The sequence below is a fragment of the Phenylobacterium sp. 58.2.17 genome, from assembly GCF_026411515.1.
In the GTDB taxonomy this organism is placed as follows: domain Bacteria; phylum Pseudomonadota; class Alphaproteobacteria; order Caulobacterales; family Caulobacteraceae; genus Phenylobacterium.
This window is the reverse complement of record NZ_JAPMTQ010000020.1, coordinates 28,343-41,870: the sequence shown is the minus strand read 5'-3', so window position 1 is coordinate 41,870 and position 13,528 is coordinate 28,343. Positions and strand designations below refer to the sequence as shown.

The 13,528-nt window shown below is 66.5% G+C and carries 11 protein-coding genes and 1 pseudogene; 6 read left to right on the top strand and 6 right to left on the bottom strand.

From position 1 onward, the window contains the following. Window positions 1–14: 14 nt before the first annotated feature. Both OUA97_RS13805 and OUA97_RS23455 read left to right on the top strand, forming a co-directional pair. Window positions 15–1,523, top strand: a complete 1,509-nt coding sequence (locus OUA97_RS13805; RefSeq protein ID WP_267232500.1) for an arylsulfatase — start codon at window positions 15–17, stop codon at window positions 1,521–1,523. An 842-nt stretch (window positions 1,524–2,365) separates the two neighbouring features. After that, window positions 2,366–2,488 (top strand): annotated as a pseudogene (locus tag OUA97_RS23455) (PEPxxWA-CTERM sorting domain-containing protein); the annotation flags it as partial. A 181-nt stretch (window positions 2,489–2,669) separates the two neighbouring features. On the opposite strand, the gene OUA97_RS13795 reads toward OUA97_RS23455, so the two are convergent. Both OUA97_RS13795 and OUA97_RS13790 read right to left on the bottom strand, forming a co-directional pair. Continuing rightward, entirely contained in the window at window positions 2,670–3,074 is a 405-nt protein-coding gene (locus OUA97_RS13795) for a hypothetical protein (RefSeq protein ID WP_267232498.1), read from the bottom strand. Continuing rightward, window positions 3,074–3,586 (bottom strand): DUF3617 domain-containing protein, encoded by a 513-nt coding sequence (locus OUA97_RS13790; RefSeq protein ID WP_267232497.1) that lies wholly within the window; start codon window positions 3,584–3,586, stop codon window positions 3,074–3,076. Before OUA97_RS13790 ends, OUA97_RS13795 begins: the two co-directional genes overlap by 1 nt. Window positions 3,587–3,797: 211 nt before the next feature. Here OUA97_RS13790 and OUA97_RS13785 point away from each other — a divergent pair, with 211 nt between their 5' ends. The 3 genes from OUA97_RS13785 to OUA97_RS13775 all read left to right on the top strand — a co-directional run bounded on the left by OUA97_RS13785 (window position 3,798) and on the right by OUA97_RS13775 (window position 8,631). Continuing rightward, a complete protein-coding gene (locus tag OUA97_RS13785) occupies window positions 3,798–4,910 on the top strand; it encodes a sensor histidine kinase (protein WP_267232495.1) in 1,113 nt (370 codons plus the stop codon). Beyond that, window positions 4,898–5,662 carry a LytR/AlgR family response regulator transcription factor gene (locus OUA97_RS13780; RefSeq protein WP_267232494.1) on the top strand — a complete coding sequence of 255 codons (765 nt, stop codon included), beginning with the start codon at window positions 4,898–4,900 and terminating at the stop codon, window positions 5,660–5,662. The genes OUA97_RS13785 and OUA97_RS13780 overlap by 13 nt, the downstream gene beginning before the upstream one ends. A 533-nt stretch (window positions 5,663–6,195) precedes the next feature. Next, complete coding sequence (locus OUA97_RS13775) at window positions 6,196–8,631, top strand: SIR2 family protein (RefSeq protein WP_267232493.1); 2,436 nt, start codon at window positions 6,196–6,198, stop codon at window positions 8,629–8,631. Between the two features lie 424 nt (window positions 8,632–9,055). Here the strand turns inward: OUA97_RS13775 and OUA97_RS13770 are convergent, their stop codons facing one another. The 4 genes from OUA97_RS13770 to OUA97_RS13755 all read right to left on the bottom strand — a co-directional run bounded on the left by OUA97_RS13770 (window position 9,056) and on the right by OUA97_RS13755 (window position 12,588). Further along, window positions 9,056–10,267: a cytochrome P450 gene (locus tag OUA97_RS13770; RefSeq protein ID WP_267232492.1), complete on the bottom strand. Its 1,212-nt coding sequence runs from the start codon at window positions 10,265–10,267 to the stop codon at window positions 9,056–9,058. A gap of 197 nt (window positions 10,268–10,464) precedes the next feature. Beyond that, complete coding sequence (locus OUA97_RS13765; protein WP_267232491.1) at window positions 10,465–11,421, bottom strand: NUDIX hydrolase; 957 nt, start codon at window positions 11,419–11,421, stop codon at window positions 10,465–10,467. Further along, a complete protein-coding gene (locus OUA97_RS13760; protein WP_267232490.1) occupies window positions 11,421–11,933 on the bottom strand; it encodes a tyrosine phosphatase family protein in 513 nt (170 codons plus the stop codon). The genes OUA97_RS13765 and OUA97_RS13760 overlap by 1 nt, the downstream gene beginning before the upstream one ends. A 4-nt stretch (window positions 11,934–11,937) precedes the next feature. Then, complete coding sequence (locus tag OUA97_RS13755) at window positions 11,938–12,588, bottom strand: YfbR-like 5'-deoxynucleotidase (protein WP_416362430.1); 651 nt, start codon at window positions 12,586–12,588, stop codon at window positions 11,938–11,940. Window positions 12,589–12,706: 118 nt separating this feature from the next. Between OUA97_RS13755 and OUA97_RS13750 the strand changes: the two genes are divergently transcribed. Then, window positions 12,707–13,519, top strand: coding sequence for a universal stress protein (locus OUA97_RS13750; RefSeq protein ID WP_267232489.1), 813 nt, complete (start codon window positions 12,707–12,709; stop codon window positions 13,517–13,519). Window positions 13,520–13,528: the final 9 nt, after the last annotated feature.

Below are 13,528 nucleotides of genomic sequence, written 5' to 3'. Positions count from 1 at the left end.
GTGCGGAGGCGGCTATGCCAAATGGGAAACCCAACATCCTTTTCATCATGGCCGACGACATCGGCTGGTTTAATCCTAGCTGCTATCACGGCGGGGTCATGGGCTATGAGACGCCCAACATCGACCGGATCGCGCGCGACGGCGCGCGCTTCACGGATTTCTATGGACAGCAGAGCTGCACCGCCGGTCGCGCGTCCTTCATCACCGGACAGTCCCCGATCCGCACCGGCCTGACCAAGGTCGGCATGCCAGGTGCGACGCTGGGCCTGAGCGCCGAGGACCCGACGATTGCGGAGGTGCTCAAGGGTTATGGCTACGCCACCGGTCAGTTCGGCAAGAACCACTTGGGCGACCGCAACGAACACCTGCCGACCGTGCACGGCTTCGACGAGTTCTTCGGCAATCTGTACCACCTCAACGCCGAGGAGGAGCCGGAGTACCCGAATTACCCGAAGGACCCTGACTTCCGGAAACGCTTCGGCCCGCGCGGGGTGATGAAGTGCACGGCCTCCGACACCGACGACGCCACCGTCGACGAGCAGTTCGGCCGGGTCGGCAAGCAGGTGATCGAGAATACCGGCCCCCTGACCCGCAAGCGGATGGAGACGGTGGACGAGGAGTTCCTGGACGCCGCGCTGAACTTCATGGACCGCAAGACCCGGGGCGGCGAGCCCTGGTTCTGCTACTTCAATCCCACCCGGATGCACGTTTTCACCCACCTGAAGCCGGCGTCGGTCGGGGTCACGGGGCTTGGCCTCTATCCGGACGGCATGGTCGAGCTGGACGGCTATGTCGGCCAACTGCTCGACAAGCTTGACGCGCTGGGCGTCGCTGACGACACCATCGTGGTCTTCACCACGGACAACGGCGCTGAGGTGCTGTCTTGGCCCGACGGCGGCGCGACGCCGTTCAGGGGCGAGAAGGACACCAACTGGGAAGGCGGCTGGCGCATTCCGTGCGTCATCCGCTGGCCCGGCGTCATCCAGCCCGGCCGGGTGATCAACGAGGTCGCGGCCCTGCTCGACTTCATCCCGACCTTCGCGGCGGCCAACGGCGAGCCGGGCCTGGTCGAGAAGGTTAAGGCGGGTCACCAGATCGGGGACAAGACCTTCAAGGTCCACCTGGACGGCGTGAACCTGCTGCCTTTCCTGTCCGACGAGGAGAAGGAAGGACCCCGGCCCGGCTTCCTGTACTGGAGCGACGACGGTGACCTGATGGCGATCCGTGCCGGCCGCTTCAAGCTGATCTTCAGCGAGCAGAGGGCCAAGGGGCTGGAGGTGTGGCGCGAGCCGCTGATCCCGCTGCGCGTCCCCAGACTGTTCGACCTGCGGGCCGACCCGTTCGAGCGGGGCGAGGAAAGCTTCAAGTACAATGACTGGTTCGTCGAGAACGTGCCGTTCCAGTATGCCGCCCAGGCGGTCGTGCACCAGTGGCTGGAGAGCTTCAAGACCTTCCCGCCCCGGGCCAAGTCGGCCAGCTTCAGCATCGACCAGGTCGTGGAAGCCCTGATGCCCAGGTCCTGACCACGCTGCCAGCCGTCGAACGTCAGCAAAGCGGACCTCGAACGCGGTCTGCTTCCCGTGCAAGGGCCATGATCACCTAATGGCGCGGCCGGGTCGCTAGCTGTTCGCCCGGCGGCGGGGCTCGTAAGCCACCGCTTCTTTTCCTTCGGCGGCGCAGGCGCCTGCGGGCTCGTCGCAGTCCGCGGGTGTCTTGTCGCAAACGGGATGTCGGTCGCGGCCGGCTGCGCCCCATTGCCCGTCTCTGAAATGGGGTTCCAAATATGAGAAAGCTTAGCCTGGCCGTCGCAGCGACGGCCGTCCTCGCTTCGGCCAACGCCGCTCACGCCGCTCAGATCGTCATGGGCGGCGGCAACATCGTCGGGGCGACGGAAAGCCTTGGTTCAGCCTGGAGTGCGTCGAACATCTTCAACCAGCAGACCGGGGCCATCGCGCCGGAGGCGGCCATGGACGGCAGCTTCTGGCTGCACCGCGACACCAATCCGCTCGCCTACATCACCATCGACCTGGGCGACGTCTATTCCAACCTGAGCTTCGAGCTGTTCAACACCCACAACGCCCACCATTTCGACCGGGGCGTGGGCGACTTCGAGATCCTGGCCGGTTCAGAGCTGGTCGGCGACGGCGCCAACGGGTTCACCCTCGGCGGCGGCATCGTACGCCTGGTCAACGGCGCGATGACGGCCGAGCATGACGCCGAGATCGACGGCCAGGCCTTCGCAGCTAGGAGCGGCGGATACCGATACATCCAGTTCCGTCCGCGCTCGGTCGCCGCGACCCGGCCCTATCCCTTCGGCGACTACGCCTATGGCCTGAATGAAATGCGGATCTACGGCGATCTCGGCGTCGCCAGCGGGGTGCCGGAAGCTTCGACCTGGGCGCTGATGATCACCGGCTTCGGCGCGGCCGGCGCGATGCTGAGGTCCGCTCGGCGGAGGGGCGGGGCGCATCAGGCGCTGGCGGTCTGAGCCGACGCCTGAAAGCCGTCCTGAACTGCGGCGCCAGCCCCGCTCCTCCCGAGGAGCGGGGCTTTTGCGTGCAGCGTTGCGGGCGGCGGCGAACTTTTGGCGGCGGCGCGATAGCGGAGAGGCGCATGGCGGGCTCCTGGCGAGACGAGGCGATCGGCTCTCGTCCCGCCAGGCTCTACGACTAGCAGCCCAGGGCCGCGGACTTCTCGGCGAGTTGCTCGAGCTCAATACGGGCCGGGGAGGTCTTTTCGGGGGGCGCTTGAGGACCTGGACCGGACTCCGTCAGCGCCTGGGCGGCCGACTGCGACGCGGTCGAGAGGGCCTGCTGCGCGGCGAGCGCGCCCAGACCGCCCGCGCGCCCGGCCAGCTCGGCGCTGGCTGCGCCAAGCGCGCCGCTGGCCAGCCCGCTCAGCAGCCCTCTGGCCAGACGTCCCTGGCTGGCGCGTCGCGCGGCGAGGGCGTCCTCCTTTTCGATCTGCGCATTGAGTTGGGCGATGCGGGCGGCGATCTGCGGACAGGTCAGTGCGGGAGCCTCCAGCGGCGCGGTCGCGGTCGCTGCGAGGAAGAGAATGGACGCCAGCGCCATCACCCGTCCTCCTCGATGCTTTCCGAGCAGGCGCCCAGCCAGCGGGCCTGCGCGGTGGATTCCATGCTTGAAGTCTCGCCGTTCGGCGTCGTAACGGCGATCTTCAGGGTCATCCTGTAGGCCGTCTCGCTACCGGCCACCGTCAGGTGCAGCCGGTTGGTGTTTCCATTCTGCCGACACTCGGTGGCGACCTGAAGGCCCGCCGCTCCGCTCGAACGCGAAATCTTGCATTCCGGGCCGGGCTTGCGGGTGAGGATGTCGCGCCATTCATCCGGCGCGCCGGCGCCGAGGCATTGGCGGGTGGTCTCTGGAGGCTCCCCGTCAGACACCTGCACGACTTCATAGAGGCCCGGGCGAAACCGGGGCAGGCCGTCTGCGTCGAGGGGGGGAACCCCGCTCGTCGCTGCGGCGCGGGGCGGGGCGGGCGGCTCGCCGGCGGAGGCCGCCGGAGCCGGCTGGCTGCAGGCGGCCAGGGCGAGGGCGGCGAGGGGGAGGATCAGGATCGGGCGCATGGCGGCTCAGTCTGGATGAAGGAATGTGCGCCATGGCGGCCGTCCCCACGGAGGGCAAAGCCGGCGCGATCAACGCGTGCATTTCTGCGATGAGCGGGCGGGCGTCGCGCTAGCGCGGGCAGGTGATGCGATAAGCCCTGCGTTCTTTGCGACGAGCCAGGGGCGATGAGCGTGTCAAACAGTGTAGGCTCGGCCCGGAAGGAAGCGGCCCATGCCTGACTCACCACGCGAGATCAATTGGAGCCGGTGGCCGGCGGCCATGGGGCTGACCTTGGTCTTCTGGCTGTTCACCCTCGTCGTCTTCCAGGCGCCGGCCTTGAGGACCGGCCGCGTCACGCTCTGGGAAACCAGCGCCTACCTGGCGATCATCGCCTGCGGCTTCGTCTTCTCGGTGGGGCTTTACGTTCTCGCCCGCGCGCTCGGCGACCGTCCCGCCCGCGCGCGCCTGGGCGTCATGGCCATCGCCGCGCTCGCGGCCGCCCTCGTTCACTCCGCGGTCGACCATCAGGCCTTCGTGCTCAGCGCGAGGATATTCCGAGCGCCCAATCAGCTCCCGGCCCTGATCGACGGCTTCGTCTTCAACATCCTGATCTACGTCTGGATCTATGGCCTGTATGTCGCGGCGGTGGAGTTGAGCGCCGCCTCGACGCGCCTGCGCGATCAGGAACGCCGGCTGGCGGCCGCGCAGGCCGCGGCCCAGAGCGCCCAACTTGCGGCCCTGCGCCTCCAGATCAACCCACACTTTCTCTTCAATGCGCTGAACGCCGTGACCGCTCTGATCGGCGCGGACCGCAAGGTGGAGGCCGAGGCCGTCGTCATCCGGCTGTCGGAGTTCTTTCGGGCGACCCTGGCGCTCGCCCCAGGCGACCTCGTGCCTCTTGAGGAGGAGCTCGACATGACCGGCTCCTATCTCGACATCGAAGCCGTACGGTTCGGCGATCGGCTGGCGGTCGAGATTGAGTTCCCCGATCCTCTGCGGCGCGCAATGGCGCCGCACTTCATTCTGCAGCCGCTGGCCGAAAACGCGATCAAGCATGGCGTCGCGCAGGCCAAGCGCGCCGTCACGATCTCGATCCGCGCGCGCGCCGCGGGCGGACGCCTGGTGCTGACCGTCGCCGATGACGCCGCGGTCGCGCAGGTCTATCCGGCGGCGAACGGCGCCGGGGTCGGTCTGGCCAACGTCCGCGCCCGCCTGGAGGCGTTGTTCGGCGAGCGGGCGTGCCTGCGGACCTGGACGGACCAGGGCCGCTACACCGCCGAGATCGTGATGCCGCTGGTGATCGACGCCCGTGGGCAGGAAGGCGCGCTGGCGTGCGCGTCCTGATCGTCGACGACGAGCCGCTGGCTCTGGAGAGGCTTCGCGCATGCCTGGAGGGCGCGCCTGGCGTGGAGCTGGTCGGCTCGGCGAGCGATGGCGACGAGGCGCAGCAGCGCATCGCCGAGTTGAAGCCGGACTTGGTCCTGCTCGACATCCAGATGCCGGGACGCAGCGGCATCGCCGTGACGCGCGCCCTCGCGGGCGCTCGGTTCCGCCCGGAGATCGTCTTCGTCACCGCCTTCACCGACTTCGCACTCGACGCATTCGAGCTCGAGGCGGCCGACTACATCCTCAAGCCCGTTCGCTTCGATCGGGTGCTGGAAGCCATTCGGCGAGCCCGGCGGCGTCTGCACGCAGCGAGCCATCCCGAGGTCAGCGTCGAGACGGCGGGGACGACGGCTGCGGCGAGCGGCGCGCGGGCCTACGACGATGCGTTCTGGATCAAGCAGCGCGACGGTTTCCTGCGCGTCGATGTGGCGCAGATTCGACGGGTCGAGGCCGCCCGTGACTATGCGCTGCTGCATACGGCCAGCCGGACCCACATCATGCGAAGCACGATGGGGGAGCTCGAACGTCGGCTGGATCCGGCGCAACTCGTAAGAGTGCATCGCTCGGCGTTTGTCCGGGTCGATCTCGTTCGCAGGGTCGAGCGGAATGGGCGCAACCTGATGCGGCTGCACACCGAGGACGGAGCGATGGTCGAGGTCGGCGCAAGCTATGCGGCCAGGGTGAGCGCGGCCCTGAATCTGGATAGGTGAGATTGCCCCGACGATCAGTCGAACACGGGATGCTCGCGCCCGTTCCGGACGAGCGCGCCTCAAGCCGGGGGGCCGCAAAGGATATGTCGAACGGTGGCGAGCGCCTTCGCCGGTTACTCAGATGTCATTGCTCTTCAGGCTAGCGGCTGGCTGTAGGTCCCAGCGACTTCAAGGTCCGCTATGGATCGATTTCGGTCGCAGGCTTCAGTCCCGACAACGGCCATTAGCCACTACGCCCGTGAGCAGACGTCTCATTCGTCTGCGAGGGGTGGCGAGCGGACGTTGGGCACCAACCCTGAAGCGGACATGTCCGCCAAATTGTTCGGCCGAACGAGAGGACGGACAATGCAGTTGGTGCGATCCCCGGCTATGCAGCGCAAGATGAGCAACGTGCTGGACGCTGATCTCTGCGATGTCGTGAGCTGCGCTAGACGGTCCTTTCATCGAGAGAGGTGGACCAAGGTCGATCCAAACCGTGTTTGCGCGCTCCCACGACCACGAGTTAAGCGTTGCCTAAGCAATTGGAGGTGGTCGTGCCGCGCTTTGAAAACTTGACGCCATTGGAGAAGGCCGCCCTCGCTGCCTCGGTTCGCGCAGGTGACTACAATCTATTGCTAGGCGCGGGCGTTAGCCTCGACTCCACCAACGGTGATGGTGTTGGTCTTCTCAGCGGCAATGCACTCCGCCGCAGGCTGTGCGAGGTAACCCAACTCAGCGAAACTACCAGCCTGCAAAGGGCGGCCTCAGCTCTCACGCCCAGCCAGATCGATGTCGAGCTAACTCAGCGCTTTTCTCGCTGTAAGTCCGGGCCGTCCGCACAGCCAATTCCGCGGTTTTTGTGGAAGCGCATCTTCACCCTGAACATCGATGATGTCCTAGACGAAGCCTATACGCGCCCGGGAAATATGCAGCGTCCCGAGCCCCATCATTTTCGGGACGTCTACAGTGAGACCCGCAGCCTAGAGGCCGTGCCCGTGGTCTATCTCCACGGTGCGACTAGGGAGCCCGCGCGGAGCTATGTGTTTGATAGGTCCGCATATGCAGGCTTGATGGCGGACGACAACGCTTGGATGCGTGTGCTCGCAGAGGTCATGCCGGCCGAGCCATTCTTCGTCATCGGCACCTCGCTCGACGAGGTTGACGTCACTTTCTATCTAGCGAAGCGGACCGCCGACACACAGAGGTCGGATAGAGGGCTCTCATTTCTAGTCGAGCCGTACCCCGACAAGCTGACGCAGCTAGAGTGCGACCGCCACGGGCTCCGGCTTTACGAAGGTACTGCAGTAGAGTTTTTTGCAGACTTGGAGGCCCTAGTTCCTGATAGGCCCGGTGCCTACGACCTCATACCGAAATCTACGCGCGATCTCTTCCCGGTGACTGCTCCTACTTCGGTTGTCATTTCCTTCTCGGAAGACTTTGAGCGGGTGCCAGGATCAGCGCCGGTCAAGGGCGAAGGTGTGCGGTTCGCCAGTGGTCACCCACCGACTTGGAGCGACCTCGCGCGTCATTGGGACGTCGGGCGAGCATTAACCTCACGCATCCGTCCCATCGTAGAGGCGATGTTGGCCAAGAAGTTGCCTGAGCGCGCGCTTCTAGTGCTTGAGACTGCTGGCACTGGCAAATCCACCGTACTCAGGCGTGCCGCCTACGATCTCGCCGGAAATGGGGTCGTCGTCGTGGCAGCCAAGTCGATCAGCCGCCTCGAGCCTCAAACAATTGCGGAAGCACTGGACCTGATTGACGATCCAATGGTCATCGTCGTCGACGATCTGGCGGAACAGGCGAGCCAGTTAAAAGCGATCATCGATATCGCCGAAAAGACCGACTTCGTTGTTCTGGCGGCAGAGCGAAGCTATCGCCGACGCCACATCACACGCGCGATGGGAGAACTCCCCTATCGAATAGTCGACGGTCTGGACCTCACAAAGCCAGAGGCTGCCCAACTCATCAGCAGTTACGTTTTGCGCGGAAGCGCCGGTTCCTATCTCGCCACTAGTCAGCCAGATGCATTTGCGCACGAACTATCATGCGACCCAATCGCTGTCGCGGGCTGTAAGATCAAAAACGACATGCGTCCTCTCGATGCCATCGCGACATCGACCTACAATGCAGCGAGGCCCAACGAGCGTGTGCGATATCTCGCGGCAGCCATTGCACAGGTCTGCATGCGCGGTGGCGCAAGGTACGAGATCATCCAAAATACCGCCGAGTTCGGTGGATGGAACGACCAGTTCGAAGCAGCGCATCCGCTGCCCCTCGACTGGTCGGATGCGCGTAAGGATTTCGTCATCCCGCTGAATGCCGCTCTCGCAGAGAGGACGGCAACTATCGCTCCAACGGAAGACGTACTCGTCGCCTTTCAAAAATTGGCGAAGGGATTAGCGTCTCGGGTTAGCCGAAATTCAATCAAAAGACGGACTCCCGAAGCTCGATTGGCGGGACGCCTCTTCGACTACGACGACATTGTAAGTCAATTCTTAGGTGATGACGCCTCTCTATTTTATGCTTCTGTCCAGCGCGACTGGCAATGGAACTCTCGATACTGGGAACAGATCGCTCTCTACAAACTTTCCCTTTTCCGCCGAGCGTGCAACGCCGATCTTTTGCAAGAGGCGGTCCAGCACGCGCGGCACGCTGTCGCTGTCGAGCTACACCCGCACCCGCTTACTACTCTTGGAAAGGTGCTGTTGGCGCAGATCGGACAACCCAGCCTCTCTGCCAATGCGGTGTACGCCGACGCACATGATGCGTTGAACCGAGCGATTACCATTGAGCGCAAGCGGTCGCGCGTGAGCGTCCATGCCTACGTTACCCTATTCCGTGGCGCGGACCTGCTAATCCAACGTGGAGGCTATCCCTCCGACCGGGAGGTGGAAGAACTTTTGGCACACATCGAGATCGCTACTGAATATTTCCAACACGATCTGGAATTGAAGGAGACTTCGGATCACCTGAGGCGCTCGCTGTAACGTGCGGATGGTGAAATCGAGGCCACCACCGCAGGCGCATGCTCACGTCCTGAGATACAAGCGACTACACAGCTCGCGATAAGCGGAGTTTGCGAACGTCCGCAATGGGTCGATTTCGGGCTCGAACGGACTTCCTCTAAGCGGACGCCTGGCGACGTCCGCTTCTGGGCGCCGACCAAATGTCTTCAAGTGGCGCAATCGCGACCTGAGTTGACGGCTTCGTTCCTGCGCCGAAGTAGGCTCCCAACCCAAACGATATGAGCAAGGGGGCGACGAGGATCAGACCCCTTGGATCTTGCCGTAGGCGCATGCCGCTACATGCCATGAAGGCCAGCATCGCAAGCCTGGAGGCGATGCCGGCCGGTATTGGCCTGAGACCTCGGGTGCGCCGCGAACCCGACCCGTTGGGCTCGCGCGCCGCCCGTCACCCCGCCACCACCAACGCCTCCATGCCCCGGAAGAAGGGCAGGGCCCGCCAGGTCGGCTCGTCGCCGGCCAGGTGCAGGTCGGGGAAGCGTTCGAACAGCCGCACCAGCGCCTGCTTGGCCTCGATCCGCGCCAGCGGGGCGCCGATGCAGATGTGGCTGCCGCCGCCGAAGGCGACGTGCGGCACGTGCTTGCGGGTGATGTCGAAGCGGTCGGGGTCCTCGAAGATCTCGGGATCGCGGTTGGCCGCGTGCAGCGAGGTGATCACCGACTGGTGGACGTGCATCGGACAGCCGCCGACCTCGCGTTCCTCGGAGATCACCCGGTTGGTGATCGCCACCGGGGATTCGTAGCGCAGGATCTCCTCGACCGCGGCGGCGGCCAGGCTCGGATCGGCCTTCAGCTTGGCCAGCTCCTCGGGGTGCTTGAGCAGCAGCCAGACGCCGTTGCCGATCAGGTCGGTGGTGGTCAGGTTGCCGCCGATCAGCAGGGCCGAGAGATTGACCCGGATCTCGCCGTCCGACAGCGGAACGCCCTCGGCCTGCAGCTTGACCATGTCGCTGATCAGGTCGTCCTTGGGCGCCGCGCGGCGCGCGGCCATCAGCTCGGTGAAGTACTCCGTCAGCATGCCCGAGCCCCACTCCATGCGCGCGGTCTCCTCCGGCGTGCGCAGCGGGTTGAGGCCGAGGATCGAGGCTTCCGACCATTCGCGGAATTCGCGGAACCGCTCCTCCTCGACCCCGAGGATGGCGGCGATCACCAGGATCGGGATCGGCACCCCGAGGTCGGCGATCAGGTCGAACGGCCGGTCGGCCGGGGCCTCGTCGATCACCCGGTCGATGATCGCCTCGATCTGCGGCTTCATGGCGTTGATGCGGGCGTAGAAGGCCTTGGCCAGCGGCAGGCGCACGCGGCTGTGGTCGGGTTCGTCCAGCGACAGGATGCTGTCGATGCGGTCGCCCTCGTCGTCGCGATCCATCCGGCGCAGGAGGGCGCCTTCCTCCGAGCGGCTCCAATGGCGCCACAGGCTGCGGTCGTTGACCGTCTCGCGCACGTCGCCGTAGCGGGTCAGGAACCAGGTCTTCACCGCTTCGTCGCGGTGCACCGGGCACTGCTCGCGCAGGTCCTTCAGCCGCGCGTGCGGGCTGACCCGCGCGATCGGATCGAAGGCGGAGGTCTCAACGATGCTCCAGGCGCGTTGATCGGTCATCGGCGTTACTCCCCATACCTTTGTTTCGAAGCATAGTGAGCGGATCGCCGCGCGCTTCAAGGGGGCGCCGCAGGGGAAACTGAACAGTGATTACATTATTTTTGCGGGCGCCCGCGTCGCCGCCGCTCGGATCGCCATCGCCGGGCGCGTCCCCGCGATTGGGCCGGCGATTGGGCCCGCGATTGGGCCGGCAAAGGTCAGTCGCGCAGCAGCGGCAGGGCCAGGCCCGAGACCGGCCGCGCGCTGAGCGCCTCGCGCCGGAAGCGGAACAGTTCGGCCGGGCGCCCGCCGGTCTCCGAATCCACCCGGCCCAGGCCCTCGACCAGCTCGGCCCGCTCCAGGGCGCGGCGGAAGTTCTGCTTGTGCAGCGGCACGCCGGCGATCGCCTCGACCGCTCGCTGCAGGGCCGAGAGCGTGAAGGCCTCGGGCATCAGCTCGAACACCACGGGGCGGTATTTCAGCTTGCCGCGCAGCCGTGAGAGGGCGGTGGCCAGGATCCGGCGGTGGTCCGAGGCCATCGGCTCGCCCAGGGCCGCAGCCAGGGCCTCCGACGGCGCGCCCGGCGCCTCGGCGCGGTCGCGGGCCGCTTCGGGGGCCAGGCCCGCCTCATAGAGCAGCTCGTAGCGCTCCAGCACCCGCTCCTCGTTCCAGGGCGCGCCGTCCAGAGCGAACAGCAGCCGGGCGCGGGCCAGCTTCTCCAGCCGCCCGCCGGCCCAGCGGCGCAGCGCCGGTTCGAGGACGTCAAGGGCTTCGGGACGGCCCTCGCGCCAGTCCTCGTAGGGGAAGAACCGCGCCCAGTCGGCCCAGGCGGTGTCGGGGGCGGTGGTCTCGACCGGGGTCGGGGTCAGGCCCAGATAGCCGACCGAGATCACCCGCTCGGGCCCAGAGCCTTGCCCCATGTCGGCCAGCGGCGCGTCGCGGCCGCGGTCGCCGAACGTGTAGAGTTGTTCGACATAGCCGAGGTCGAAGCGGGTCTGGGCGGTCACGAAGGCGCGCAGGGCCAGCTCGAAGGTGCGATGGGCGTCGGGGTCGAAGGGGCCGAAGGGCAGGCCGGCCAGCTGGCCGTCGCGGCGTACGGTCAGCACCACGGCGTCGCCGTCGCGCACGGCGACGACCACGGCCGACAGTCCGATGACGACGGCGGCGGGCTCCATCAGTGGGCGGCCGAGAAGTCGAAGGGCACGCCGTAGCCGCTGTACTCGTAGTCGCCCATCGCCTCGACCGCGTCGACCATGCGCCCGCGGCGGCCAAGGATGTCGTCGGCCAGGGCGACGATCTTGCGGTTGGGATAGGCGTGCTTGGCGGCCCTTCGCATGCGCATGGCGATCAGGTGCTCGTCGGCCTGCGGATTGCGGTCGCAGGCCAGGATGAAGGCGCTGGCGCTGGAGCGGCTGATCCCGGCCCAGCAGTGGACGATCATCGGGGTGCGGGCGTTCCAGCCGCGGCCGAAGGCCAGCAGTCGGTGGACGAGGTCGGCGCTGGGCAGGATCAGGCCCTCGGCCGGCTCGGCGATGTCGTTGACCGACAGGCGCAGGTGCTGGTCCGGCGGCAGGCCGGCGGGGGTCTCGATCATGCTGGCGGCGTCCAGCAATGTGATCATGTGCGAGGGGGCGCGGGCCGCGATGATCGCGGGCACCTCGGCCAGTCCGCAGACAATCAGGGTCATGGCGCTACTCGGTGTCGAAGGCGGCGTCGGCCGAGGCGGTGGCGAATCCCGCCGCCTCGGACAGCACATTGTAACGCTGAATGTAACGGCTTTGCGCCTGGGCCGGGGGCAGGGGATCGATGGTCAGCGCATAGCCGGCCGGCGGGGCGCCGAAGAACTCCAGCGCCTCCTTGTGGCTGAAGCCGGCCAGCTGCGTGGCCTCGAAGAACGCGCAGGCGCGGTCGGCCTGCTTGATCAGCTTCTTGATCGCGACCGGGGCCTTGGCGGGGATGCCGAAGCGGACGTGGATCGCGGTCTCCAGCCGCTCCTCGAATTTCTTATAATCCACGCCCAGCGCCGCCTTGAACGGGCTGATCATGTCCCCGATCACATACTCCGAGGCGTCGTGCAGCAGGGCCGCCAGCCGCCAGCGCGGATCGAGGTCGGGCTGGATGTGCGCGCAGATCTCCTCGACCACCACCGAGTGCTGGGCCACCGAGAAGGCGTGCTCGCCGGTGGTCTGGCCGTTCCAGCGCGCGACCCGGGCCAGGCCGTGGGCGATGTCCTCGATCTCGATGTCCATCGGCGAGGGGTCCAGCAGGTCGAGTCTGCGCCCCGAAAGCATCCGCTGCCAGGCGCGCGGTTCCTTGCGCGATGTACGCAGCCCTTTGCTCACCGATGCGTTCCTTCCATAGTCAAGGTCGTGAACTGACCCAGGACTTGCCAAAGATCAATGCGCGGCGTGCGATTGAGGCTCCAGATGGCGGGCAGGCCGGGTCGAGAAAGGAACTGCGATGAGCTGGGCTAGGATCATGGCACCCTTGTCAGGTGGAGAAGGCGACAAGGCCGTGATAGCCGCCGCGGCCAAACTCGCCGAGCCGTTCGGCGCCGAGCTGGCGGGCGTCTACACCCCCGCCGACGTCGCCGACGTGATGCCCTGGATGGGCGAGGGATTCCTGGGCGGGGTGCAGACCACCGCCCTGGAGTCGCTGAAGGAAGCTGCGGTCGCCGGCGAGAGGAACGCGCGCGCCGCCATGGCCGCCACGCCCTACGCCAAGGCGCAGTTCACCGCCTTGCAGACCCCGGTATGGGCCGGCCTGTCGGCCGAGAGCCGGTTGTCGGACGTGGTCGTCTTCAACAACGATTCCGCGCGCGGTCGCGGCCCGCTGGCCGAGGCCTTCCAGCAGATGGTGGCCGACGAGCAACGGCCGGTGCTGGTGGCCCGCGACGGCTTCGCCGTAGGCGGCCCGATCGCCGTCGCCTGGGACGGGGGTAAGGAGGCCTCGCGCGCCGCCCGGCTGGCGATGCCGCTGCTGGAAAAATCAAAACACGTCGTGATCCTGGCCGCGCCGAAGGCGACCTCGCGGAGCTTCGATCCGCACAGGTTGCAGGCCTATTACGCCGCTCGCGGCGTGAAGGCCGATGTCGACGTCCTGCCCGACAGCGGCGACGCCGCGCCGTTGCTGCTCTATGCAGCCAGCAAGGCCGGGGCGGGGATCCTGGTCGCCGGCGCGTTCGGCCATCCGCGGCTGCAGGAGTTCATCTTCGGCGGCACCACCCGCACCCTGCTGTCGGCGGAGCAGCCGTCACTCTTCCTTTCCCACTAGAGCTTGAGG